The following is a 24,399-nucleotide window of genomic DNA, read 5'->3' as shown; positions in this document are numbered from 1 at the left end:
TCAGCCCTGTCTTTTTTACGATATCACCAAAGGTAAATGCAGGAGGAAACACGATGAAGAAAATTTTAGTAACGGGTGCCCTTGGACAAATCGGATCCGAGCTCACCAACAAAATGCGTGAAGTATATGGTTCTGATAACGTCATCGCAACGGATATCCGCGAAACGGATAGTCCGGTCGTAAAGAATGGCCCGTTTGAACAGCTTGACGTGACAAATGCAGAAAGAATGTTTGATATTGCCAAAACAAATGAAGTGGATACGATCATTCACTTAGCGGCTCTGCTATCTGCAACGGCAGAAGCGAAACCGTTGCTTGCATGGAACCTGAATATGGGTGGGCTTGTAAATGCCCTTGAAACGGCACGGGAATTGGATTGCCAATTCTTCACACCGAGTTCGATCGGGGCATTCGGTCCATCGACACCGAAGGACTCTACTCCTCAAGACACGATCATGCGTCCTACGACGATGTACGGAGTGAATAAAGTGTCCGGCGAGCTTCTTTCAGATTACTACTTCTCGAAATTTGGAGTGGATACAAGAGGTCTACGCTTCCCTGGATTGATTTCTTATGAAACCCTCCCAGGAGGCGGGACGACGGATTATGCAGTAGAAATCTATTACGAGGCCATCAAGAATAATCAGTATACTTCCTATATCGGGGAAGGAACTTACATGGATATGATGTATATGCCTGATGCCCTTAATGCGATCATCGATCTGATGGAAGCGGATGGTTCGAAGCTTGAGCACCGCAATTCCTTTAACGTGTCAGCCATGAGCGTAGCACCTGAAGACATTGCCAAGGCGATCCGTGTCCATCAACCGGACTTCAAGCTAGATTATAACGTAGATCCTGTTCGACAAGGCATCGCTGAAAGCTGGCCAAACGCCATCGATTCCAGTGCAGCCCAGAACGAATGGAACTTCAAGGCGGAATATGATTTAGCCAAAATGACGGCAGATATGCTGGATAAATTAAAAACGAAATAACGGCAGAGATCCCCATGAAACAATTCATGGGGATTTTTTCTATATCAAGAACAGATAACCTCGTTGAAAAGCATGCTTCTAACTGGAGATGACTGAACCGAAATAACGACAAGAAATGACAATTCCTCCTAGGGACATGATATACTGCAAGTAATAGAAAAAGAAATTTCAGGAAATTACGACCGATTAAGTTATTTTAATATTCAGAAATAAAGAGTGTTTATGATAGAAATTGGGTATTGGTACATATGGACTATACAATACCCTTTCCGTTATGATCGAATCGATTTAAAAGTAAGAATGAGTGGGGCTGATGACTTAGATGATAGAGAAAATGAAAAGCAATGCACAGACATTTCACAAGATAATCATAATCCTTATGGCTCTTTCCGTTTTTCAAGTCATCTCTGTACTCTTTCTAGATGGGCCATGGAATTTCTTTGCGGCCCTTATACTGATGATATGTGTTGTCGCGGTCCTCTTTTTTCTCTTGAAAGAAGGAAATCGATTTATGACCAGGCATCAGAAGCTGTTGGAAGAAGAAAATCAGCTATCCACGCTTCTTCATTCCCTTCCGGATTTTGTCTGTTTCAAGGATGGGGAGGGGCGCTGGCTAAAGGTCAATCAATTTGGGCGAGAGCTCTATAACTTGGAGGATATTGATTATGTCGGTAAGACGGATAAGGATCTCGGGGAGCTTGTTCCCTTCTTTAAAGATGCTTTCGACTATTGCACCGATTCCGATGAAGGGTCATGGAAGGCAGAACAAGTGACACGCTGTGAAGAAGGATTCTTTCTTCCGAATGGTGAGTTCAAGACCTTCGATGTCATTAAAGTCCCATTATTCCATTCGAATCGTGAAAGAAAAGGTTTGGTGATCATCGGAAGGGATATTTCCCAGCAGAAGATCGCGGAAGAAATGCTGTTAAGGAAAGAGAAGCTATCCGTAGTGGGGGAACTGGCCGCAGGGATTGCCCATGAAATCCGAAATCCCCTCACAAGCATTAAAGGCTTCATTCAGCTTCTGGAAGAGAACGAGCATGTATCCAATCACTACCTTACCGTTATGTCATCCGAAATGGACCGGATCAATCAAATCGTAGGGGAGCTGCTTATTTTATCCAAGCCCCAAATGAGGGAATACCGACCTTTTGATATGAGTGAAGTGCTGCGGTATGTGGTCAAGGTCATGGGCCATGAGGCACTACTAAAGGGGATCACATTGAATATCAAACTCCCGTCTTCTCCGATTCATGTGTTCGGCGATAAGAATCAATGCATTCAAGTGTTTATCAACATCATTAAAAATGCCATAGAATCTATGGATGAAGGAGAAATCGATGTCGACTGGAAACTTCGGAGCGGGTCACTCCACGTCACCATCACGGACCAGGGAGCAGGAATTCCCCCGGATCGTTTAAAGAGGCTGGGAGAGCCGTTCTTTACCCTGAAAGAAAAGGGTATGGGACTAGGACTCACCATCAGCCAGAAAATCATACAGGATCATAAAGGTACTCTTCACATTGATTCAGAAGTGAATAAGGGGACGAAAGTGGAAGTCACTTTACCTGTGGAGGATAAGTAATATTCAAGGCTGTTTCTTAACGGAGCAGCCTTTTTTTATTGTCTCGAATAAGTAGGAGAGAAAGAAGAAAGGAATTAATGAATATGAGATGGAATGAATAAGATAGAAGGAGCGTTTTGATAACAAAAATGAGAGAAGACCAAGGAGTGTGAAAGGTATGACCAATGCAACTGTCCTACATTCTCTTCATCCATTAGGTCAGTTAGAGAAATTCAGGAAGGATCCACTACTTTTTTTAGAAGAACAGGCAAGTAAACATGAAGAAAGGGTTCAATTCCGCTTCGCCAACCGTACCGTTCATTTACTATTAACCCCTGCATTGATTAAAGAAGTACTCGTAACCCAATCCAAGTCCTTTCAAAAATCAAATCAATTCAAAGAACTTTCTCTCCTTATCGGTGAAGGACTTGTAACGAGTGAGCCTCCCGTACATACAAAACAGAGGAAAATCATTCAACCGTATTTTACTCCTCGTCATATCAAGAAATACGTGAGTGAAATGATCGATTCAGCCACTGAAATGATGGAAAGCTGGGAGGTGGATCATCCAAGGGATATATCCAAGGATATGATGGGAGTTACATTGGCGGTCATTACGAAGACCATGTTCGATATGAATGTAAACGAAGGGCATGAGAAGATAGGCGTCCATATGGAAAGGGTTCTGGAGACGGCTACCAAGAGAATTCGCTCTTTTCTTAAGCCACCCATATCATGGCCCATGCCAGAGTTAAAACAATACAAGGCTTCTATTCAAGAACTTAAGAGAGTCGTAGAGGAAATCATTCAACATAGAGAAAGCAGAGCAGAAGAAAAAGAGGATTTACTTCATGCCTTGCTCCATTCCCGTGATGAAGACGGCAATTGTATGAGCAGGGAACAATTAATAGATGAAGTCATGACCATTTTTGTGGCGGGTCATGAAACGACAGCTAACCTGCTTTCCTGGTTTTTTTATATGCTACAAGGCAATGAAAAGGTGAAAGAAAATGTGTATAAAGAAGTGGATCGAGTAGTTGGGAAGAATGAACTGTCCAGTTCCCACCTTCCCGCTCTTCTTTATACGCGCCAAGCCCTTGAGGAAACGTTACGACTGCACCCACCCGTATGGATGTTTGGGAGGATGACTGTAAGAGACGTTGAAATTGGTGGTCACCTCATTAAGAAAGGGGAAAATGTCCTCATTTCCCCTTATATTATGCATAGGAGTAAAAAGTACTTCCGGGATCCATTCCTTTTTGAACCAGAGCGCTTTAATAGAGTCAGTGCAGAGGGCAATCACCCTTATACTTATCTTCCTTTCGGAGGGGGATCGAGAGTGTGTATCGGAAATCATTTTGCCCTTCAGGAGGCCTTGATTATTGCAGCATTATATGTTCAGAGATTCAACTTTAAAATGTCCGGTGATGGCAAGGTAGAATGCCATCCATTAATTACTCTGCGGCCTAAAGGAGGAATTTTCATGGAGGTTGAAAAAAGGTGACATGCAAGGTAAGAAGGATTTCGAATCGTAGTGGAAAACACAATAAGAAACCCAGGTTCGATTCCGAACCTGGGTTTCTTATTTACTAAAAAAGCATATGAGCAATCGCTACAATGACAAGTAACGTCAAGAATGTACGCTGGAGGAAGATGATGACGAGATCCTTAAAATCAACCGGGATCTTGGAGCCTAAGAGCAGCCCGCCAACTTCCGACATATAGATTAATTGTGTAACGGATAAACAAGCGATGACAAAACGTGTCAGCTCACTCTCGATACCAGATCCAAAGATGGCTGGCAGGAACATATCGGCAAAACCGACAAGGATGGAGCGTGATGCTTCCGTCGCTTCCGGGATTTGAAGAAGTTCCAGGATCGGAATGAGTGGCATACCGATGTATTCGAAGAACTTCGTGTTCTCTGCAACAATCAGGGCCGTTGTACCGATGGCCATGACGATGGGAGCTACGCCCATCCACATGTCCAACACATTTTTCATTCCATCAGTGAAGAACTTGGTTGCACTGTTGTTGTTCTTTGCCTGAACAAGGGCCTGCTCGTATCCGTAACCGACACGGCTGTATCCTTCAGGAATCACTTCCATCGTATCCTTGCCTTCCTGACCGTTGAAGTACGTATCAGGCTTACGGGATAAAGGCGGAATCCGCGGCAGCACAATCGCAGCAAGAAGTCCGGAAGCTGCCACCGTGAGATAGAACGGGATGAAATATTCCCCTAGGTTAACCTGTGAAATGACAACGAGACAGAAGGTGATGGAGACAACAGAGAAGGTTGTCCCTATCACAGCTGCTTCCTTCTTCGTATAATACCCGTCTTCATACTGTTTGCTTGTCAGTAATACCCCAATCGTACCGTCCCCAAGCCATGACGCTAAACAGTCAATGGAAGAACGACCCGGAAGGCCGAATACAGGACGCATGATTTTCGTTAAGAGCGCTCCGAATAATTCCAATAAACCGAAATTCAACAATAGCGGGAGGAAAAGTCCGGCAAATAGAAACACAGAGAAAAGGATGGTAAGCAGTCCGTCCGGGTTTAATAAAAGGCCACCTGTTGCATCTGACCAGACCCACTCAGGTCCTAATTTAAATAGAGTCATAACGGCAAAGATGGCCCCTATCACTCTGACAATAGCCCATACAGGTCGTACATCGAATAAACTTGAGAAAAATGGTGATTTTTCAATGAAATCCGGGTGTGCTAGCTTTGTGATAAACGTCCCGATGACGGTAAGAATAATCAAGCCTGTCATAATGGCTGGTACATAACTTCCAATCCAGTCCTGCAGAAGTCCGGATAAGACCGCAATCGGAATCGTGATGCCGTCTTTCCCCGGAATTGGTATCATAAATAGAAAAACTCCCAGTAGGGAAGGGATGATAAATCGTAAATGATTCGATAGTGTAAAGCGATGCTGTTGATTCATAAATTCACCTCAGAAATAGTTGTAACGGAAAATGAAACATTATTCATTCTAATGCATACATATAAAATTGTCCATAGTAAGATCCAGTAAGGGATATTATGTATGTCAAAGATGATTTTCCCAAACGAGGATCGGGTGAAACCTAAAGATTAAATAAAAAAATGTTTAAAATAATCCACACCAAAAAGAAAGCGCTATCTTTCAGTACTTCTTTCATTTTACTAAAATTTTTTAAAATTTCAATAATAATCTGGATTGAGGAAAAAATGTTGAAAAGTAGGTTTATCTTTTGTTTAAGAGGGTAATTAAGTTTCATATCTTGGTTAATCAGGAGTTGTAATCGATGACATCTTTAACAAAACTTACAGAAGAGCAATTGGCCAATGTCTATCAACTGGCACAGGAAGAAGGTTTGGAAGAGGAATTTATTGAGATGTTAGAAGGGGAGCTTGAGAGAAGGGAAAGTGTCAGATAGGTATAGGTACATAGAAGATAATGAAAGGTCATATACATCGGCTGGTCTCATAAGAGGCCGGTCTTTTTATTGGTCAGAGCAAAAGGCGCCTTTTGGGGCGCCTTCACTCATACATTATAAGAATAGTAATCCAAGAGAAATGACAATTCCGCTAATGACAAGGATGATGACACAATAGCCCATAATATCCTTCGCCTTCAGTCCCGCGATGGCGAGAGCAGGCAAGGCCCAGAACGGCTGGATCAAGTTGGTCCATGCATCCCCCCATGCGACGGCCATTGCTGTCTTGGCGACCGAAGCATCAAGGGTTTGGGCGGCATCGATCATGATCGGCGCCTGAACGGCCCATTGTCCACCGCCGGAAGGAACAAAGAAATTGACAATCCCTGCACTCAGGAAGGCAAAGAAATAAAACGTCACGTCATTCGAAATCGACACGAAGGCTTCACTCATGACGACAGCAAGTCCCGAGGCAGTCATCATCCCCATGATCCCGGCATAGAAAGGGAATTGAATGACAATCCCGCTGGCCCCTTTGATCGCTTCTTGTACCGCAGTAAGGAAGCGCTTCGGGGTCCCGTGAAACAGAATTCCGAGAAATAAGAATAAAAAGTTCACAATATCTAAATTAAGGGCGAACCCATTTTTAACAAAGTAAGAAAACAAAAACGCAATTCCGAGTACCGCAACTACAATGGAAAGAATCATACTGTTTTCCAAACGATCGGCAGGTGTCATGGCTTCCTTTTCCAGTGTGACAGCCGTCTCATTAAAGAGTTCGGGGTCCACTGTGATCGTCTCATCTTTAGAAGGCATTAACATCCTGTTTGTGATCGGAAGGATAATGAAAAGTGCTGCTACAATGATGAGTGTAGATGTTGCAAATATGGTCTCATTCGTTGAAATGACACCGATCAAATCTTGGAATGGGTGCCCCTCTGTCGCAATCGACAACGGAATCGACCCGGAGAATCCTGCATGCCAGACAACAAACCCTGAATAAGCGCTAGCGATCAGCAATCGGTAATCGACCCCTTTGACCCGTTTGGCTAATTCTTTTGCAAACAGGGCCCCGATGACAAGTCCGAATCCCCAGTTGATCCAGCTGGCGATCATGGAAACGACGGTCACAAACACGATGGCGGAACCCGGAGACTTCGCAAAGGAAGCGAGAAAACCGAGGAACTGCTTAAACAATGGGCTGCTCGCGAGCACATACCCGGTCACAAGGACAAGCACCATCTGCATGGAGAAGGCGAGTAGGCTCCAGAAACCATTCCCCCAGTATTGAACCATCTCAAGACTCGAACTATCCGTGAAAATAAGGCCGAGACCGAACACGGCCAACGTTAAGATGACAACAAATAAAAATGGATCGGGCAAATAACGCTGCATGATTCTGTTTGATAATGAAATAAGGCCTTTCATCTTAATCCCCCTCCTATAAATGTACACCTTTACTAGTGTTCTATAGGAATACATGAAAACCCTTTCAATTTTTGTAAATTGAAAAAAGCGCCTGACTCTTTTATCGAGTGCAGACGCCGAAAGCTATTTCTTTACCGAGCGGGACTTTTCTTTCCGAAGAAGCCTGAATAACGTCACACACATCAAGATCAGAATCACCGTAAAGGGCAATGCTGAAACAAGAGAAGCGGTCTGTAGTCCCTCCAGTCCACTCGACACAAGCAGCACGGATGCAATGGCAGCAATCAAAACGCCCCAGACGATCTTCACGATCATCGGTGGATTTAAACTTCCTTCCGTCGTCATACTGCTTAGTATATACGTTGCTGAATCAGCTGAAGTAATGAGAAACGTAAAGATCAGTAGAATGGATAAAACGGACAGAACCATTGTAAAGGGAAGCTCACCATAGGTTGAAAATAAGGCACTCGTGACATCCTTATTGACTCCTTCTGCAATCGAAGTTCCGCTGAATAGGTCCAGGTGCAGGGCTGTGCCGCCAAATACGGCGATCCACATAAGCGCAATCAGCGGTGGAACGACGAGCACCCCTACGATAAATTCCCTGATCGTCCGACCCCTTGAGACCCTGGCGATAAAGGCACCGACAAATGGAGACCATGCGATGGCCCAAGCCCAATAGAAAATCGTCCAGTCCTGTACCCATGTTCCTCCCTGGTAAGGTGTCAGGCGGAGACTGTAGCGGATGAAATTGGAGATATAATCCCCGATTCCAAGGGTGAACGTATTTAAGATAAACACCGTCGGACCGACGATAAAGACAAAGAGCATCAGAATCAGGGCAAGGGATAAATTGAGGTTGCTGAGCCACTTGATTCCTTTATCAAGTCCTGTTGTGGAGGATGCTAAATAGAGGATGAGCAGGATGAACACAATCACCAGTTGAGTCATTGTACCACTGCCGAGTCCAAAAACGGACCCAAGCCCGCCGTTGATCTGCAGGATTCCGAGTCCCAGTGAAGTCGCTACACCCATGACCGTGGCGATGACCGCGAGGATATCAATCGTATTTTTAATCCCGTTTGAGCCTTTATACTGACCGATCAAGGGAGTGAGGGAAGTGGAAACGAGTCCATTTTCTCCTTTCCTGAATTGAAAGTAGGCAATGATCAACCCGACAATCGTAAAGACCGACCACTGACTGACACCCCAGTGGAAAAAGGCATAGCCCATGGCAAGACGCGCGGCTTCTTCCGTCTGTGCGTCCACACCCGGGATTGGGGTTTCAAAGAAATGACTCATCGGTTCTGCAATGCCCCAGAAGACAAGCCCGATACCGAACCCTGCCGAAAATAACATCCCAATCCAGGTGAAGAAAGGGTATTGGGGGCGTTCATCATCCTTTCCGAGACGTACCTTTCCATACCTGCTCCCCATAAGGAAAAGGAGGAACAGCACGAAGAAAAACACGGCAGCAAGATAAAACCATCCAAACGAATAAGTAGTGAAACCAAAGGCTGCATTTGCTCCCTTTGCAAAAAGTTTCGGAAAAGAAGCGCCAAATACAACTAAGATGGACACAATAATAGCTGAAATCCAAAACACTTTGTTCAAGTATGTACGATTACCCATGAAAAAACCTCCTGAAATAATAAACGAACGTCCTTTTTATACTCATACCCTAAATCATCCAGTATATTCCTCAACAGGAGGTTATTCAGTATAAAACGATAAATGTTTCATGATACAATGGCTAAATTAAGAAAATTCAACAACAGGAAGGTGTTTACGAATGATCACATTCATTGCGACAGATATGGACGGTACATTATTAAATGAAAATCAGGAAATCAGTGAAGCGAATAAACAAGCCATCCTGGAGGCTCAACAGCAAGGAATCGAAGTCGTCGTGGCGACCGGCAGATCGTATGAAGAAGCACGCTATGTCATTGAGGATGCCGGTATCTCATGCGATATCGTTTGTGCCAATGGGGCAGAGGTGCGGAATAAACAAGGAGAAATCGTTTATCAGGCCGGAATTGAATCAACACGTGCGAAAGAAATTTCCGATGTCCTGAATGAAACCGGCATTTATTTTGAGATATACACAGACAGGGGAACCTATACAGAAAACTATGACATGGGAGTTGAATTGATCGTTGACATTTTCACGACAGCCAACCCGAATGTGTCGGAAGAACAGGTAAGACAAGCGGCACGGGAACGATTCGAGAAAGGTCATATCAAACTTGTGGAAGATTATGGTGTTCTTTTCGAAGATGAATCCCAGCTTGTTTACAAATTTCTTGTTTTCTCTTTTGATGAGAAGCAATTGGCAGAGGCCAACAGTCGACTAAATAAACTGTCAGACATCGCCATCAGCTCCTCTGGTAAAGAAAATATTGAAGTGAACAATATCGAAGCCCAAAAAGGAGTCGCGCTGGAGAAGCTCCTGAATGACAAGGGGCTGTCAGCGGAAAATGCCATGGCCATGGGAGATAATCTAAATGACCTATCGATGATGAAAGTCGTCGGAAGACCGGTTGCAATGGGGAATGCCCTGGATCAGGTGAAAGAATTCTGTCCATTCATCACGGCAACGAACAAAGAGGACGGTGTGGCCAAGGCGATACAGGAAGTAATTCAACAGCCGGCAAAGTAATGAGATTGTCTTCGGTTGTCCATACTGGTTAAAAAAGCGAACAAGGGGAGCAGGTAGAATGAAACCCAAAATGAGTTGGCTCGTGTTGATCATCAGTCAAAGTTTGTTACTCAGTGCATGCTCATTCGGACAGCCAGATAGGCAGCAGGAAGAAAGTCGATCCGTCACAAAACCGAGCGTGGAAAGCGAAGTGGTCGCGCAAAACCTCTCCATTCCCTGGTCCATCCAGAAGCTTGGTGATGGATTCTATATCACACAGCGCACCGGAGGAATCGTGGAAATAAAGGATGGGAAAAAATCTGTTATGAAAACCAATCTGTCCAGGACTTTATCTGCACGTCCAGAAGCGGGATTGTTAGGGTTTGTGCTCCATCCAGATTTCAAAATGAATCAACTGGCCTTTGCTTATTACACGTATGATGACGCAGGGGGTCCTTACAACAGGGTCGTCGTACTAAAGCGGAGGGAAAACCAGTGGTCCGAGGAAAAAGTAATATTGGACCGTATCCCAGGCGGTCAGTACCACCAGGGAGGCAGGCTTGAAATCGGCCCCGACCACATGCTCTACATGACCACGGGGGATGCCACCAAACAGGATAAGGCACAGGATCTCACTTACTTGGGAGGGAAAATCCTTCGAATGAAACTGGATGGAGGCATACCGTCCAATAATCCCTTTGAAGATTCATATGTTTATAGCTACGGTCACCGAAATCCCCAAGGCCTCGCCTGGGATCAGGATGGAGAGCTTTATGACACCGAACATGGTCCGAATGGGTTTGATGAAATCAATCTGATCGAGGCTGGACACAATTATGGATGGCCGAAAATAACCGGAGATGAAAAGGAAGAATCGCTCATTTCACCCTTGGCCCATTCAGGAGAGCCGTCATGGGCCCCGTCAGGAGCAGACTTCTGGAAAGGGGATTTACTATTCGCGTCCCTCGCCGGTCAAAGCGTGAAGCGATTTAATACAGGAACTCAACAAGTATCCGATTTGCTCACCGGTTTCGGGCGTATCAGGGACGTATTGGTGGAAGGGGACACCCTGTACTTTGTATCCAACAACACCGATGGACGGGGAATCCCAAGGGAACATGATGATAAGTTGTATGAAGTGGATTTGACGTCGCTGATGAATGAAGAATAGAGTGTCGAACGCCTTCCTAATCGATAGTTGGAAAGGCTTTTGGCAAAAAAAATAACACGCTGCAAGAGCGTGTTTATGAATGTTTATTTTCATCATTGTCTTTATATTTCAGAATCGCGATTACAAACATCCCAAAGCTGAGCATCAGAGATAATACTTCGAATGTATCCATGTATACATCGCCTCCTTACTCTAAGGCTTCCCGGATCCAAGATTGTCCTATACACTTTAAAAAATAAAAAACATGAAGCCTATGTGAATACTGGCCTCATGTTTTTTTGGTCATCTAGTTAAAATATCTAACATATTTGTAAGGAATATATCCTCATCGATTTCAACAGCAATCCGTGAACAGCCTGTCCCAAAGCAGTTTATGCTTCCCGGTCTGAAATCTGCGATGCTCAGCCCATTTGCATAGCTTTCTTCATGCTGGACGCGTATGGCCCGTTTCTCGTAGGTGAACAGTCCGTCGATACAGGCAGCAGCCATGACGGCAGAGAGGTCATGCTGAGGGGTCCCTTCTATTCCCGGTTCCAACTGTTGATAGGCTTCATAGTAAAAGTCCAGAAGCGGTTTGATGAGTTGATCCAACGGTGTCTTTGCCTTCGAATCGATGAAATCCACTTGTGCAGGTGTGAGAAGGGCTATTCTTGTGACATTCAAAGGGATGACTGTCAGATTCGGGGATAGCCTGCACACAATATCTGCAGCCACTGCATCCCCATAGAAATTCGCTTCGGCTACTTCCGTGACATTCCCTGGTACGAGAAAGGCCCCTCCCATGATATAGGTTTCCTTTACGAGGTTCATAATTTCCGGACTCAATAGCCAAGCGATGGCAAGGGACGTACACCTGCCTACATTTACAATCGTGATTTCACCGGGGTTGCTCTTGATCAACTGAAACAGCTTGCTGAAATTGGTTTTGTTCCGATAGCGTTCTTCAGGAACTGGCGGAGACAGAGGGCCAAGTCCTTCCACCCCGTGAATATCAGGGAAAAACTCAGGTTCTTGTCCAGAAAGTGGCCTGGTGCTTCCGGCAATGACCGGTATTTCACCGTGGCCTGATAAGTTTAATAGATAGGTTGCATTCCGGTAGCTTTTGTTACGGTCTGTATTACCGAATCCACTGACAACCGCCATTACATCGATGTCGGGATTCTTCAAGGCATAGATTAAGGCAATCGCATCATCTATACCGGTATCTGAAAATAGAATGATTTTTTTAATAGAAAACACCTCCTACTATGGTGTATGCAGGAGGTGCGCTGAATGCCTGTTTGAAAATACTAGATTTCTCCAGCTATTTATGATTTTCATTCAAAGACTTTGATAACGCGTGAATGGCAAGTTCGAGCTGCTCCAACTTCTTCTCAAGCTTCACTAATAGAAAGAGTGTAACGGCAATGGGAAATCCGAAATTACCAAGTAATTGAACGAATACGGAATAATCCATTTCTGCCCCTCCTTTGAATCAGAGTTTTCTGCTAGAGTTTCAATGCCTTCCCGATGCCAGTGGCAATCGCGTTTGATAGTCCTGTGATGAAGGTCGGATCTTTTAATAGATTTGCATCATTTACGGTGTCAATAAAGAGATTTTCAAGTAAGATCGCAGGCATCGATGTTTCTCTTAAAACAGAAAAGTTCGCTTCTTTTTGACCGCGGTCCCTTAATCCATATCCAGAGAGAAAGTTCATGATTTCCACGTGCAAGACGTCCTGACACCTGCCTGTTTCTGAAGCGCTTGTCCCGGGATAAATGTAGCTTTCAAACCCGGTGCCGCCACCCGCATTGTGATGAAGGGATACGAAGTAAGAGGCTCCCAGATCATTGGCGAAGTCAGCACGGTCGGAAAGCTCTACAAACACGTCCGATGTCCTTGTTAAGCGCACGTCAACGATATAGTTTGCCTCCAGCAATTGCTTTACCTTCAGCCCGATGGTCAATGTAAGATTTTTTTCCTGCAATCCGTTTCCAGCCGCACCGGAATCATTTCCCCCGTGGCCTGGATCTAGTACGATGATTGGCATATCATTTCCCCCTTTTTTATGTTTACGCCCAGTAATACGACCCGGCACCATACGGGTATTCGATGCGGCTGTCATTGTGAACGAAAGTCGAGTATAGGATAATCCCGCTAAACCCACATGTTTTAGCGACTTCTGCCACTTGAGTCGGTGTTTTTCCCGATGGATCGACATCTGCTGCGATTCCATACGTATGCATGCTGTTGGACGCACCGCCGACGTTTCGGTTGTGAGTGATGCTTCTGAATCCGGAATTGATGACAACAGGTGGATTCCCCAATTTCTTGCGAAGGGCCTCAAGCTTGTACATGAGTCGTCGTACATTTTCTTTCACTTGAGTCGAGCTGACATTCCCGCCAGAGAAGCCGCTTCCGTCCTTGGAGTGGAATTCGCTGAATGCAAAGTTGACCGTCGATCCATCGCTGTCTTCAAGGGCATTCAACTTGCTATGTGTCTGTGGTCCCGCGATTCCGTCAGCTGAAAGACTGTACGCGCTTTGAAATCGCTTGACGGCTGCTTCTGTTCCAGGTCCGAATGCTCCATCCACCGATACATACGTTTTCGAAGGGGAACTGGCCGCCCAGCCTGCTACCCGGATTTGAAGCTCCTTCACGTCACTGCCAGAATCACCTTGTCGTAATGTTCGTGTCCAATTCATTCAACATCGCTCCCTTTTTATCGTTCTAGGCAAAGGGGATGAAGAGGGAGAAAGACCATCCCAATCTCTCTCACTCTGTGTTGTTTGCCTTACACAGTATAAAGAAGAGTGGGAGGGGGGGAATGACAACCTTTTGTTGAAAATTGTTGGGGAAGGTAAGTAATGAAAGGCTGTTTTCGTATTTGAGGTTGCTTTTAGATATAGCGAGCAGTAGTTGATTTCCGCTCCAGGTGCTCGCTTTCCGCGGGGCTGGCGGTGAGCCTCCTCGGGCTTCGCCCTGTGGGGTCTCAAGATCCAGCTCTGGCGGCTAGGCCCTCGAGGTCATAAGCTAAATGGGCCAAGAAGGCAAAATACGCCTTCCCGGCCCATTCATCTTATGCTTGTCGGGCCTGAGCAAGCCGCCTCCGCTTTTCGTTCTGACCAGCGTTTCCCGCAGGAGTCGAGCACCTTCCGCTCCAATCAACTGTCCAAGCATAACTGCTTCAGTATAACCGTGAAAATGGGAAACTTACTTACACCAACTCCTTTTCTAGGAGATTCATTGCCCTTCACCCTCCAACACACTTCACATGACAGTGCATTCGCAAAGCTATAGTCTGTATGAATAAAACAACCTTTACGAAAAGAGCCTTATAAAAAAAGACAAGCACCCTATGTGGATGCTTGTCTTTTTTTCATTGCTCATTCAGATCAAAGAGTCCTGGTACATTTTCCAGCGAATAGTCACGTACGTAGCGGATCAATCTGATCTTTAACTCCTGTTCGAGGTCGTCCCTGTTTTCGACCCGTGTGAGATACAACGACTTCTTGATTTTAGGCTCGAACGTGCGAATGACCTTCGTTTCATATTCACTGTTGCACTTTGCTTCTTTTACTAAATCGTATAGTATTCCCATAGTTTATGATTCTCCTTTTTCAAGAATGGTTTTTAATATGCGCAAAGCTTTTCGATGGGTTTTAGAAACGGCTTGTTGAGATACGCCAAACATTCTGGCGATTTCCGTATCAGATAATTCCTGCACATAGGCAAGATCCAGGATGTGCTTCTGTTTGTCAGTCAACGTCTTATAGGCCTTCAACAGCTCTTCGTTCTCCAGGCATTCCCCCAGGGTCGAATAATTGGTGAAAGGGGAAATTTCCGGTGACGGATCAGGAACTAGATCGACAAACGACATTCCCTCTTCATTCGTTTGGTTATCCAGGGTCAGGGGATGGCGTTCGCTATATTTTCTTATACGTTTGTCAAAGTTCACACTGTGAAAATAAAGGGATGAACTGACATAAGAGGTAAACCGGATATCAAAATAATGGGCTTTAAAAGCTTCGTTTAATCGATCTTCCTTCTTTGCACTGGGGTGACGTAAGAAATCTTCCACTAACTTCTGGTTTGCTCCTTGACTGATAAAGGACTCAACGGCTTTATTATGTTTGAGATGAGGATAATGACGATAAAATTCAATCACTAATGAATCCATTTTTTTCACCACCAACAGAACGTATGTTCGATTTTAAAGTAAAAAAAAGAGGAGAAAAAATCTCTCGGCTTTTACTTAATAAAGAAGATGTTGAAGATAATTCCACAACCGTCCTCTTTAATATCGGTCCATAGTACTATCTATTAAACCACAAATTACTGAATCAAGTAAGTGATGAATGCACTAATTTCCCCAATATTAGGTAGAGTTGTGAATTATAAAGGGAAATAGGGGTATTTTATATAATAAAGTATACAATGGTTTATTCTTTTTGGAAGGGACGTGATGATGTGAGAGGTAAATGGGTGTTCGCATGTATGCTGTCTGTTTTGTTCCTGAATGGATGTGGAGCAGACGAGCAGAAGAACGAACAAGATTCTACTGAAGTCAACTCGGATGTGCCAGCTGATCAGCCGGGAAGCAAGATAGACGTTCTGGCTAATGATGAAAAGATCATTGAGATGTTAAAAAAGACCGGAGTCATCTCGGAAGACGCTTCACATGAAGAGATTGAAAAGGCCATTCAAAAATATCTCCAGGATAAAAGCAGCGACCAGTTAAACAATGAAAAAGAAAAGCAAAAATATATCGACGAGATCAAAAAGAAGATTCAAGAAGGCAATTAACCGGGCAAGGATGGAAAATTCCTTGCCCGTTTTTTTTTAGAGGATCATCTCATGACGCTGCCCCCGGAAATCTTGACCGACTCCCCAACAATGTTTTCAGCAGCATCGCTTAATAGAAAAACGATGGTATTTGCGACTTGAACGGGTGAAGTCAACCTTCCTGAAGGGATGCCCCCCTTGGCAATCTTCAATTGCTCCTCATAGCTTCTTCCTTCCCGTTCCCCTTTGGATTGGATGGCGTTCCGTCCCATCTCTGTATCCACATATCCTGGGCAGATGGCGTTCACTCTGACATGATGCTCGATCGCTTCATGAGCAAAAGCCTGAGTGAATCCTGTAACGGCGAACTTCGACGCGCTGTACGCACTGTTTCCATGGGTGCCTCGCAGTCCGGAAAGGGAAGAGATATTAACAATCGCTCCTCTTTTCCCGATCTTCATTTGGTGATAAACCGCTTGGGAGAGCTGGACCAGTGAGAAATAGTTGAGCTCCATAATACGTCGGAGATCTTCTTCGGGTAAGATTTCCACCATATCACCCCCTCCAATGCCTGCTGAATTCACGAGGCCTGTAATGGAACCATGATGTACTGTTGCCGCTGATAGGAGCTGTCCGCGGTCTCCGTTACTCGTAAGATCCGCTTTGTATAGGAAGACTCTATCTGGATCTCCACACTCTGCCTTCAACTGCTTCAGCTTTTCTTCATTCCGTCCTGTAATGGTCACTTTGGCACCCGCCTGAACGGCCACTTTCGCCGTTTCATATCCAATGCCGCCGGTGGCCCCGGTGATAAGGATATGCTGATCGTTCAACATACTTTCATGAAAAAGAGAATGCATTTTTTTACCTCATAGTGGTGTATAGTTGGTTTTTTACCCGATGGGGGGAGGTGGGAAACAGAAGGATAGCGTTTTGAAAATAAAATGGTGAGAATTGAAAATAAAAATGGGAATTTGAAAATAAGTTGGGTGGAATTGAAAATATATTCTGCTTTAGAAGGTTCAACCCTTTCAAATGTCGTACCATGACGGAAAAAAGATGAGAAATGAGTCGTGAATTGTAACTTTTTCAACTCTTTTGACTAGTTTTATCGCTATTATTTACAATATTCAGAATAATTGCTATAATCATTTTGTTCTTCAAAAAGAACAAATCTAGTAATCTACCAACTTATAGGGGTGAATCATTTGGGGAAGAAAAAGTCTGCTTTAAAAGTTTTTTCAAGCATCACTGCAAGCACCATTGTAGCATCAACTTTATTTGCAGGTAGCGTTGCAGGATCTAAAGTGGTGCCTGCTTCAGCTGCTGCCACTACTGTGGAATCGGCACCGATTGATTTGAATATCATTAACGAAGACCGATTGGCAAAAGCGCTTCAAGATCAGGGTGTCATCTCTAAAAATGCTTCTTCTGCCGAAATTCAGAAAGCTGTTAAAGAGTACATACAGAAGAAAAAGAATGTGAAAGAATCTAAATCTGCAAAAGAGCAAAAGCATGATGAAATGGACCAGAAGGCCAAAGCCTTTTTAACCAAGCAAAAAGATAAGCTGATGAAGCAGATGGAGAAAGGTCATGATAATTTCAAAAAAGGGAAGCCTACAGGATCTGTAAAAGTAAACTCTGCTAAGCAAGCTCCTTATAATGGCGATGTAAGAGAAGATAAGGTTCTTGTTCTCCTGACAGAATTCTCGGATTTTAAACATAATAATGTGGTACAAGAAGATGGATATATGTTTTCTAGCGACTTTAATAAAGAGCACTATGAAAAATTAATGTTCGGGGATAAAGATTTCGAATTGTTTAATGGTGAAAAAGTAAAAACCTTTAAGCAGTATTACGAAGAGCAGTCTGGTGGAAGTTATACGTTGGACGGGACAGTATCTGATTGGCTGACGGTACCTGGAACGGCAAAAGAGTATGGCGATGATAATCCAGCCGGCGGACATGATAATCTAGCTCCGAAAGGTCCCCGTGATCTAGTGAAGGATGCTTTGAATGCTGCAGCACAATCAGGAATAGACTTGTCAGAGTATGATGTTTTTGATCAATACGATCTTGACGGAGACGGAAATCAAAACGAGCCGGACGGTTTAGTCGATCATCTGATGATTATCCATGCCGGTACAGGACAAGAAGCTGGTGGCGGTAAACTTGGTGATGACGCAATATGGTCTCATCGTTGGGTATTAGGGAATGCCCCGTACAGAGTAGAAGGGACAACAGCGGCCGTCCCATATTGGGGTGGACAAATGGCAGCCTTTGATTACACCATCCAACCTGAAGACGGTGCAGTCGGAGTCTTCGCTCATGAATTCGGTCATGATTTAGGTTTACCAGATGAATATGATACTCAGTACTCCGGTCAAGGAGAGCCGGTCGCTTCCTGGTCCATCATGAGTGGCGGCAGTTGGAATGGAAACATTGCAGGAACGGCGCCGACAAGCTTCTCTCCTCAGAATAAAGAGTTCTTCCAGAAGACGATGGGCGGGAACTGGGCAAATATTACTGAAGTAAACTATGAAGATATCGATAAAAATGGAGTAACTTCATTCCTTGATCAAAGTGTAACAAAATCAAAGAATCCAGGGATTGTGAAAGTGAATCTTCCTCAGAAGGAAGTAAAGGGAATTCAACCAGCTTTCGGGAAACAGTACTATTACAGTACAAAAGGTGATGACCTTCATACGACATTAGTGTCTCCTGAGTTCGATTTAACAGAAGCGACAACAGCTTCGTTTGATTTTAAGACGCTTTATGATATTGAATATGACTATGATTATTTATATGTCACTGCTGTCACCGCAAATGGTGAAGAGGTTGAGTTAGACGTTATAGGAGATGACGATACAGACGGGGATGCTCGCGCTGAATCGACTAAAGGTCAATGGATTGATAAAGGATACGATCTAAGTCAGTTTGCAGGCGAAAAAGTCACTCTATATTTTGATTACGTTACGGATGGTGGACTCGCCCTAGACGGCTTTGCAATGGATAACGCTACATTGACAGTCGATGATGAAGTAGTCTTCTCAGATGATGCTGAAGGTGAACCGAAATTTACAGCTGAAGGTTTCGTTATTTCAAACGGTATTGATCACAAAGATCACTACTACTACCTCGAATGGAGAAACTACGCAGGATCCGACAAAGCCTTAGCCTTCTCCCGCGGAGTAAAATATAACACTGGATTAGTCGTCTGGTATGGTGACGACAGCTTTACAGACAACTGGGTTGGTGTTCATCCAGGAGAAGGATTCCTTGGAGTAGTAGATTCACACCCAGAAGCTATCATAGGAATGAGAAATGGAGCTCCTTCTACGTATCAAAGTACTCGTTACCAAGTAGCAGATGCAGCCTTCTCATTAGACAAAGCACCTGATTGGTATATCAATTCTCCATCCCGAGGAATCTTTGACTACAAAGGCTTAGGTGGAGTGAAGGTATTCGATGACTCCAAAACCTATATGAACAATTTAATTCCGGATGCCGGACGTAAAACACCTAACTTCGGACTGAAATTCGAAGTCATTGGTGAAGCGAAAGATAACACTGCCGGAGCAGTTTGGATCCACAAATAATAAAGAGAAGCGACCTTGGAAAACTCTCCAAGGTCGCATTTTTTATCCTTTTCCAATCCCATTCACAATCATCTTCACCGTCATCTCGATCTCTTTCTCGTCATCCCAATCGGCTTCGGGCAGAAAAAGGTACCTGACCAGCAGTAACCCAAAGATGCTGGACGCTGAAAACCGTACGACAGCGGATGATGGCAGGTCGATAATCTGGCCTTTTTCTTTATAGTGATCCACGAGCCTTACGAATTTCTCAACTACTTTTTCTCCGATATGCTCCCTGAACTGTTCTTTCAGCTCGGGGTGAAAAGGGATTTCTTGTATTAAAATTTTAAATGCGGTCATGTTCTCTTTCAAAAATTCCTGGCGGTTCAAGATCATCGCCTTCAGGAAATCTTCATACCGGTCGTATTTGGCGTCGAGCACCTTATTCAGATCGCGGATGACAAATGGTGCAATCAGTTTGGCCATCGTAGGGGATACAATCGAAAGAAGCAGATCCTTCTTCGTTTTGTAATGCCGGAAGATGGTTCCTTCTGCGACACCGGCCTTTTTGGCGATTTGACTGGTGGAGGTGGAGGCAAAGCCTTGTTCCGCAAACATCTCGATGGCGGCCTCCACGATTTTTTGCTGTTTATCCGTCAATGTTTCTTCCTGTTCGAATAACTGTTTAAATATATTTTTTTCTTCAGACATCGGTTAAACCCCTAACTTCATTCATTCCTTACCTATATTTTACGGTATTTTCGGAGCGCTGCAACATTGAGAACAATAAAGAGTAGAGAAAAGCCGATCAGGATCGATAGATTATAGAGCAGATCTTCGAATGCATAGCCCCGTATCATAATATCCCTTAATGCGTCAGCTGCATAATAGAGCGGTGTGAAAGGTCCGATCCAGCTAAGCCACTCTGATATGGTATCCAGATTGAATAATCCTGAGAAGAAAATTTGAGGGACGACCACAATCGGAATGAACTGCATCATTTGTAATTCATTTTTAGCAAAAGCGGACAGTAATATTCCCAGAGTAAGAGCAGTGAACGATAAAGAAACAATGATGATCAAAACGTTGAAAAAGCTGCCTTTCATCATCATATCCAGAACATAGATCGAGTACCACGAGATCAAGGATGCCTGGAGGAGAGTCACGATTCCGAAGCCAATCACGTAACTGACGACCATTTCCCAGATTTTAATAGGGGAAGCAAGAAGCCTTTCCAATGTTCCCGTCGTTCTTTCTCTTAAAAAAGATACCCCACTGATTAAAAACACGAAGAAGAAGACAAAAAAACCAAGTAGAACAGGTCCAAAGGAATCGAACATCTCCATGTCCTTACTTCCATGAACATAGTTCACTTCATCGGAGAGATTTTGTGAACTGGAAGGGAACAGGGTTTGAATCTTCTTCATGACGGCACCATTGACGGTGGGGTCACTGCCTTCGATGGTGATGGAAGGTGAAGCGGGATCTTCGAACGAAATATAGCCATCGAGTTCGCCATTTTTTATATCCTTCAACGCCTTATCAGTACTTGAATAGGTTTCGAAGTCGCTTGTATCGAACTTCGCTTCCAGCTGCTGTGGAAGGTCGACAACGGCAACTTTGGCTTCATAATCCTCCGAGTCAAATACAAGAGAAAGCATGCTGAGAATCAGGAGCGGTGCCAGAAACATTAGTGCCAATGTCCGCTTATCCCGTAGGAGCTGCTGAAGGATACGAACGACAAATCCTCTAATTCTCAATGGAAACACCCCCGTTTTTTAAAAATACATCTTCAATCGATGTGACGCCGTAGTTTTCTTTAATCGCAGCGGGTGTATCGCTTGAAATGATCTTCCCGTGCTGCAGGAGTCCCAGTTGGTCGCATCTTTCAGCTTCGTCCATGACATGGGTCGTAATGATCAGCGTCCTGCCCTCTTCTTTGAGAGAGTGAAAGCTATCCCAGATCTCTTTCCTCAACACAGGGTCGATCCCGACAGTCGGTTCGTCGAGAAATAAGACTTCAGGGTCATGTAGAAGGGCGATGGCAAGGGAAAGTCTTCGTTTCATCCCACCTGAATATTGATGCACCGGCTTATTGAGGTGGTCCAACAGGTCGACGGTCGTCATCACCTTCTCGATTTGCTCTTTTCGTTCGGCCTTCTTTAAACCGTAAAGGGAAGCCATGAATGACAGATTTTCTTTTGCTGTCAGCTCATCGTATAAGGCATCGGATTGAGCCATATATCCGATGAATGGGTACAGCTCTTTCGCTTTCAGCTTGTTTCCTTTATAGGTGACACTGCCGGATGACGGCGTTTCAAGACCGATCATCAATTTGATTAACGTCGTTTTCCCAGAACCGGAAGGACCTAATAAACCATAAATCTTTCCTTTTGGAATGTTGAGGGAAACGTTTTTAAGTACGTCCTGCGAGCCGAATGATTTTGACAAATCATCAAGTTGGAGGATGGAATCCACATGAATCACACCTTTCGAAAATAATGAGTGATTACTCACTTATTAATATAAAGGTTGTAAGTTGATTTGTAAAGTGAGTAATCACTCATTTTCTAATTCATGTATATTCCTGATATACAAATATAGAAGAACACCATTAAAAAAAGAGCTTGAGCAAAGGCTCAAACTCTTTTGAAAAGTTTATTTTACGTTGTCATTTTCCCATTGATAACTCCAGAATCGTTCGACCGTCACCCATTTCATCGCTTCGGGATCATTCTGCTGAATGCCTTTTTCAAGGTCCTTCAGCATCCAGGCGGTTTGGGAGATATGGGCCTTCATGGCACCGATTTTCTGGTCTTTGACCGGGGTGATGTCAACAAGTATATCTGGTTTACCCAGATCTTCTTCACAGTTCTTCGAGAATGCTAGGCAGTGGAGCTTCGGTCTTGATGCCTTCGGAAGACGTCGAACGGCACGTACCACAGCTCTTGCGGTTGCTTCATGATCCGGGTGGACGGAGTAGTCCGGGTAGAACGTGATGATGAGGGACGGATTTAGTTCTTCGATCAGCTCCGTCACCATATTTGAAAGCTTTTCATCGTTTTCAAATTCTAGAGTCTTATCACGGTATCCCATCATACGGAGATCCTTGATCCCCATCACATTGGCTGCTTTCTGCAGTTCTTTCTTCCGGATTAAAGGAAGCGATTCCCGGGTCGCGAAGGGTGGGTTTCCTAAGTTTCTCCCCATTTCACCTAACGTGAGGCATGCATACGTGACGGGCGTTCCATTGTTCACGTGTGTGGATATCGTCCCGGATACACCGAATGCCTCGTCATCCGGATGAGGGAAGATGACCAGTACCTGTCTTTCTTTTTCCATTAGTGACCTCTCCTTTATATATGAGTTCAAGTTAGTTAAAAGGTGTCGGACTGATTTCAAGGGCGACGGCTAGTTTCCCGTCCCCGCCATGGCCGGCAAGCAGCAGGCGTCCGTGTTCATCAAGCTCATAATGTGTCAGTCCTTCGGCATAAATCCATCCGAGCTCAATCTTCAGGCCGACACGGTAAGGTCCGTCCCCTATGATCTTTCCGTGTTCATAGTTGACTTTCGCATTTCGGATGTACGCTCCGGCTGAGAAGAAGCCTTCATTAAAGTGGGAGGCATAGGCTCCATTGGTGGTTTCTAAATGTATATAAACGTCCTGCCGTGCAAGCTGGGTGATGATGCCCTGGACATCGGCAATCTTAATTGGTTCCATTCTTTTTCCTCCTTAAATACAGAAAAGACTCATAACCATTATGTACTATCTTACTAAAATTCATGAGTGATTGCGAAAAGTATGATTGGGGATGGTGGAAGGGTTATTTGATGGAAGATTGGCCGGTCCGTCCCTCAAAAAAAGGGCCAGACACGAAATGGCTGTTTCGCGCCTGGCACCGGTATGGGCATTATTTTTCGAATCGGTTGTAAGCTCCGTGCATAACGGGTCCAACGTATTCGTTCAGTTTGAAGCCGTGTTTGATGGCGGCTGTGACGAAGGACTTGGCGTTCTGAACGGCTTCCTTCACGTCTTGTCCGTTTGCAAGGTTCGCTGTGATGGCTGCTGCGAAGGTACATCCTGCACCGTGGTTATACGACGTTTCTACTTTTTCTTCTTCAAGAAGAGTGAATTCGTTTCCGTCATAGAATAAATCGAGAGCTTTATCGTGACGTAATTGTTTCCCGCCTTTGATGACGACGTTTTTTGCGCCAAGGTCGTGGATCTTCTTCGCTGCTTCCTTCATATCGTCGATGGTTTTGATCGGGCCTGTCTGGGCAAGCTGACCCGCTTCGAACAGGTTAGGGGTTACAACGGTGGCACGCTGTAATAGATGTTCTCTCATGGCGTCAGTTGTTTCAGGATGAAGGACCTCATCTTCTCCTTTACATACCATAACAGGGTCGATGACCACTTTATCGAGTCCAAATGCATCGATTTTTTTCGCTGCAAGCTCGATGATTTCAACGGTGCCAAGCATCCCGGTCTTCATGGCATCAATCCCGACAGACAGGACCGTTTCCAATTGTGCTTCTAATGTATCGATGGATAGGGGATGAACGTTGTGGTGCCAGTGATTGTTCGGGTCCATCGTCACGACAGTGGTGAGGGCCGTCATCCCATATACGCCGTGTTCCTGGAAGGTTTTCAGATCGGCTTGGATCCCTGCGCCCCCGCTTGTATCGGAACCGGCGATCGTCAGTGTTTTTTTCAATGTCATGGTTGCATTCCTCCTATGAAAATAGCTCGTTCTCAGTGTAAAAGTCTGACTAAAGATTATAATAAGAGACGGGTAAATACAAATTCTTTTGGCAGGCATTTCAATAAAAA

The 24,399-nt window shown here is 44.5% G+C and carries 25 protein-coding genes; 8 read left to right on the top strand and 17 right to left on the bottom strand.

The features are described from left to right. Positions 1-53 precede the first annotated feature (53 nt). The 3 genes from ACIGG7_RS18465 to ACIGG7_RS18455 all read left to right on the top strand — a co-directional run bounded on the left by ACIGG7_RS18465 (position 54) and on the right by ACIGG7_RS18455 (position 4,063). Positions 54-995, top strand: coding sequence for an L-threonine 3-dehydrogenase (locus ACIGG7_RS18465; protein WP_397550595.1), 942 nt, complete (start codon positions 54-56; stop codon positions 993-995). 511 nt (positions 996-1,506) lie between these two features. Next, positions 1,507-2,580 (top strand): ATP-binding protein, encoded by a 1,074-nt coding sequence (locus ACIGG7_RS18460; protein ID WP_397550594.1) that lies wholly within the window; start codon positions 1,507-1,509, stop codon positions 2,578-2,580. 157 nt (positions 2,581-2,737) lie between these two features. Continuing rightward, positions 2,738-4,063: a cytochrome P450 gene (locus tag ACIGG7_RS18455; RefSeq protein WP_397550593.1), complete on the top strand. Its 1,326-nt coding sequence runs from the start codon at positions 2,738-2,740 to the stop codon at positions 4,061-4,063. Positions 4,064-4,148: 85 nt separating this feature from the next. Here the strand turns inward: ACIGG7_RS18455 and ACIGG7_RS18450 are convergent, their stop codons facing one another. Then, positions 4,149-5,510, bottom strand: coding sequence for a YjiH family protein (locus tag ACIGG7_RS18450; RefSeq protein ID WP_397550592.1), 1,362 nt, complete (start codon positions 5,508-5,510; stop codon positions 4,149-4,151). A 343-nt stretch (positions 5,511-5,853) separates the two neighbouring features. On the opposite strand from ACIGG7_RS18450, the gene sda reads away from it, so the two are divergent. Further along, entirely contained in the window at positions 5,854-5,985 is a 132-nt protein-coding gene (sda, locus tag ACIGG7_RS18445; protein ID WP_224944160.1) for a sporulation histidine kinase inhibitor Sda, read from the top strand. Positions 5,986-6,099: 114 nt separating this feature from the next. Here sda and ACIGG7_RS18440 read toward each other — a convergent pair whose 3' ends face one another. Then, on the bottom strand, positions 6,100-7,413 hold the full coding sequence (locus ACIGG7_RS18440) for a short-chain fatty acid transporter (protein WP_397550591.1): 1,314 nt from the start codon (positions 7,411-7,413) through the stop codon (positions 6,100-6,102). A 123-nt stretch (positions 7,414-7,536) separates the two neighbouring features. After that, on the bottom strand, positions 7,537-9,045 hold the full coding sequence (locus ACIGG7_RS18435; RefSeq protein ID WP_397550590.1) for a BCCT family transporter: 1,509 nt from the start codon (positions 9,043-9,045) through the stop codon (positions 7,537-7,539). Between the two features lie 160 nt (positions 9,046-9,205). On the opposite strand from ACIGG7_RS18435, the gene ACIGG7_RS18430 reads away from it, so the two are divergent. Together ACIGG7_RS18430 and ACIGG7_RS18425 are read left to right on the top strand one after the other, a co-directional pair. Continuing rightward, on the top strand, positions 9,206-10,075 hold the full coding sequence (locus ACIGG7_RS18430) for an HAD family hydrolase (protein WP_397550589.1): 870 nt from the start codon (positions 9,206-9,208) through the stop codon (positions 10,073-10,075). Between the two features lie 58 nt (positions 10,076-10,133). Then, the gene (locus tag ACIGG7_RS18425) at positions 10,134-11,225 is read left to right on the top strand and encodes a PQQ-dependent sugar dehydrogenase (RefSeq protein ID WP_397550588.1); all 1,092 of its coding nucleotides are present in this window, start codon (positions 10,134-10,136) and stop codon (positions 11,223-11,225) included. 73 nt (positions 11,226-11,298) lie between these two features. Here the strand turns inward: ACIGG7_RS18425 and ACIGG7_RS18420 are convergent, their stop codons facing one another. From ACIGG7_RS18420 to ACIGG7_RS18390, 7 genes are all read right to left on the bottom strand, one after another. Beyond that, entirely contained in the window at positions 11,299-11,397 is a 99-nt protein-coding gene (locus tag ACIGG7_RS18420; protein ID WP_224944134.1) for a putative holin-like toxin, read from the bottom strand. Positions 11,398-11,507: 110 nt separating this feature from the next. Beyond that, the gene (locus ACIGG7_RS18415) at positions 11,508-12,464 is read right to left on the bottom strand and encodes a nucleoside hydrolase (protein WP_397550587.1); all 957 of its coding nucleotides are present in this window, start codon (positions 12,462-12,464) and stop codon (positions 11,508-11,510) included. Between the two features lie 64 nt (positions 12,465-12,528). Further along, a complete protein-coding gene (locus ACIGG7_RS18410) occupies positions 12,529-12,681 on the bottom strand; it encodes a YvrJ family protein (RefSeq protein ID WP_397550586.1) in 153 nt (50 codons plus the stop codon). A gap of 31 nt (positions 12,682-12,712) precedes the next feature. After that, positions 12,713-13,255: an N-acetylmuramoyl-L-alanine amidase gene (locus ACIGG7_RS18405; RefSeq protein ID WP_397550585.1), complete on the bottom strand. Its 543-nt coding sequence runs from the start codon at positions 13,253-13,255 to the stop codon at positions 12,713-12,715. 22 nt (positions 13,256-13,277) lie between these two features. Next, complete coding sequence (locus tag ACIGG7_RS18400; protein ID WP_224944124.1) at positions 13,278-13,910, bottom strand: D-Ala-D-Ala carboxypeptidase family metallohydrolase; 633 nt, start codon at positions 13,908-13,910, stop codon at positions 13,278-13,280. 674 nt (positions 13,911-14,584) lie between these two features. Further along, positions 14,585-14,806, bottom strand: coding sequence for a hypothetical protein (locus ACIGG7_RS18395; RefSeq protein ID WP_397550584.1), 222 nt, complete (start codon positions 14,804-14,806; stop codon positions 14,585-14,587). Positions 14,807-14,809: 3 nt separating this feature from the next. After that, complete coding sequence (locus ACIGG7_RS18390) at positions 14,810-15,385, bottom strand: sigma-70 family RNA polymerase sigma factor (protein WP_397550583.1); 576 nt, start codon at positions 15,383-15,385, stop codon at positions 14,810-14,812. Between the two features lie 290 nt (positions 15,386-15,675). On the opposite strand from ACIGG7_RS18390, the gene ACIGG7_RS18385 reads away from it, so the two are divergent. Next, complete coding sequence (locus ACIGG7_RS18385) at positions 15,676-16,011, top strand: hypothetical protein (RefSeq protein ID WP_397550582.1); 336 nt, start codon at positions 15,676-15,678, stop codon at positions 16,009-16,011. Positions 16,012-16,055: 44 nt separating this feature from the next. Here the strand turns inward: ACIGG7_RS18385 and ACIGG7_RS18380 are convergent, their stop codons facing one another. Beyond that, complete coding sequence (locus ACIGG7_RS18380) at positions 16,056-16,850, bottom strand: SDR family NAD(P)-dependent oxidoreductase (protein WP_397550581.1); 795 nt, start codon at positions 16,848-16,850, stop codon at positions 16,056-16,058. Between the two features lie 348 nt (positions 16,851-17,198). On the opposite strand from ACIGG7_RS18380, the gene ACIGG7_RS18375 reads away from it, so the two are divergent. Then, positions 17,199-19,589: an immune inhibitor A domain-containing protein gene (locus ACIGG7_RS18375; protein ID WP_397550580.1), complete on the top strand. Its 2,391-nt coding sequence runs from the start codon at positions 17,199-17,201 to the stop codon at positions 19,587-19,589. Positions 19,590-19,631: 42 nt separating this feature from the next. Here the strand turns inward: ACIGG7_RS18375 and ACIGG7_RS18370 are convergent, their stop codons facing one another. From ACIGG7_RS18370 to pdxK, 6 genes are all read right to left on the bottom strand, one after another. Then, positions 19,632-20,279 carry a TetR/AcrR family transcriptional regulator gene (locus tag ACIGG7_RS18370; protein WP_224944102.1) on the bottom strand — a complete coding sequence of 216 codons (648 nt, stop codon included), beginning with the start codon at positions 20,277-20,279 and terminating at the stop codon, positions 19,632-19,634. Positions 20,280-20,311: 32 nt separating this feature from the next. Further along, entirely contained in the window at positions 20,312-21,328 is a 1,017-nt protein-coding gene (locus tag ACIGG7_RS18365; protein ID WP_224944100.1) for an ABC transporter permease, read from the bottom strand. Further along, on the bottom strand, positions 21,318-22,046 hold the full coding sequence (locus ACIGG7_RS18360; protein ID WP_397550579.1) for an ABC transporter ATP-binding protein: 729 nt from the start codon (positions 22,044-22,046) through the stop codon (positions 21,318-21,320). The genes ACIGG7_RS18365 and ACIGG7_RS18360 overlap by 11 nt, the downstream gene beginning before the upstream one ends. A gap of 180 nt (positions 22,047-22,226) precedes the next feature. After that, complete coding sequence (bshB2, locus tag ACIGG7_RS18355) at positions 22,227-22,910, bottom strand: bacillithiol biosynthesis deacetylase BshB2 (protein ID WP_397550578.1); 684 nt, start codon at positions 22,908-22,910, stop codon at positions 22,227-22,229. Between the two features lie 31 nt (positions 22,911-22,941). Further along, entirely contained in the window at positions 22,942-23,289 is a 348-nt protein-coding gene (locus ACIGG7_RS18350) for a YojF family protein (protein WP_219169567.1), read from the bottom strand. Between the two features lie 190 nt (positions 23,290-23,479). Continuing rightward, entirely contained in the window at positions 23,480-24,289 is an 810-nt protein-coding gene (gene pdxK, locus ACIGG7_RS18345; protein ID WP_397550577.1) for a pyridoxine/pyridoxal/pyridoxamine kinase, read from the bottom strand. Between the last annotated feature and the right edge of the window lie 110 nt (positions 24,290-24,399).

This window comes from Rossellomorea sp. NPDC077527 (genome assembly GCF_044542955.1).
Classification (GTDB): Bacteria; Bacillota; Bacilli; order Bacillales; family Bacillaceae_B; genus Rossellomorea; species Rossellomorea aquimaris_E.
The sequence above is the reverse complement of the archived record's forward strand: the minus strand, read 5'-3'. Positions and strand labels throughout refer to the sequence as shown.

Bases quoted from the DNA above. Each gene is read 5' to 3' on its own strand.
- ACIGG7_RS18465 (WP_397550595.1), top strand. From the start codon at position 54: ATGAAGAAAATTTTAGTAACGGGTGCCCTTGGACAAATCGGATCCGAG.
- ACIGG7_RS18460 (WP_397550594.1), top strand. From the start codon at position 1,507: ATGACCAGGCATCAGAAGCTGTTGGAAGAAGAAAATCAGCTATCCACG.
- ACIGG7_RS18455 (WP_397550593.1), top strand. From the start codon at position 2,738: ATGACCAATGCAACTGTCCTACATTCTCTTCATCCATTAGGTCAGTTA.
- ACIGG7_RS18450 (WP_397550592.1), bottom strand. From the start codon at position 5,510: ATGAATCAACAGCATCGCTTTACACTATCGAATCATTTACGATTTATC.
- sda (WP_224944160.1), top strand. From the start codon at position 5,854: ATGACATCTTTAACAAAACTTACAGAAGAGCAATTGGCCAATGTCTAT.
- ACIGG7_RS18440 (WP_397550591.1), bottom strand. From the start codon at position 7,413: ATGAAAGGCCTTATTTCATTATCAAACAGAATCATGCAGCGTTATTTG.
- ACIGG7_RS18435 (WP_397550590.1), bottom strand. From the start codon at position 9,045: ATGGGTAATCGTACATACTTGAACAAAGTGTTTTGGATTTCAGCTATT.
- ACIGG7_RS18430 (WP_397550589.1), top strand. From the start codon at position 9,206: ATGATCACATTCATTGCGACAGATATGGACGGTACATTATTAAATGAA.
- ACIGG7_RS18425 (WP_397550588.1), top strand. From the start codon at position 10,134: ATGAAACCCAAAATGAGTTGGCTCGTGTTGATCATCAGTCAAAGTTTG.
- ACIGG7_RS18420 (WP_224944134.1), bottom strand. From the start codon at position 11,397: ATGGATACATTCGAAGTATTATCTCTGATGCTCAGCTTTGGGATGTTT.
- ACIGG7_RS18410 (WP_397550586.1), bottom strand. From the start codon at position 12,681: ATGGATTATTCCGTATTCGTTCAATTACTTGGTAATTTCGGATTTCCC.
- ACIGG7_RS18405 (WP_397550585.1), bottom strand. From the start codon at position 13,255: ATGCCAATCATCGTACTAGATCCAGGCCACGGGGGAAATGATTCCGGT.
- ACIGG7_RS18400 (WP_224944124.1), bottom strand. From the start codon at position 13,910: ATGAATTGGACACGAACATTACGACAAGGTGATTCTGGCAGTGACGTG.
- ACIGG7_RS18395 (WP_397550584.1), bottom strand. From the start codon at position 14,806: ATGGGAATACTATACGATTTAGTAAAAGAAGCAAAGTGCAACAGTGAA.
- ACIGG7_RS18390 (WP_397550583.1), bottom strand. From the start codon at position 15,385: ATGGATTCATTAGTGATTGAATTTTATCGTCATTATCCTCATCTCAAA.
- ACIGG7_RS18380 (WP_397550581.1), bottom strand. From the start codon at position 16,850: ATGCATTCTCTTTTTCATGAAAGTATGTTGAACGATCAGCATATCCTT.
- ACIGG7_RS18370 (WP_224944102.1), bottom strand. From the start codon at position 20,279: ATGTCTGAAGAAAAAAATATATTTAAACAGTTATTCGAACAGGAAGAA.
- bshB2 (WP_397550578.1), bottom strand. From the start codon at position 22,910: ATGGAAAAAGAAAGACAGGTACTGGTCATCTTCCCTCATCCGGATGAC.
- ACIGG7_RS18350 (WP_219169567.1), bottom strand. From the start codon at position 23,289: ATGGAACCAATTAAGATTGCCGATGTCCAGGGCATCATCACCCAGCTT.
- pdxK (WP_397550577.1), bottom strand. From the start codon at position 24,289: ATGACATTGAAAAAAACACTGACGATCGCCGGTTCCGATACAAGCGGG.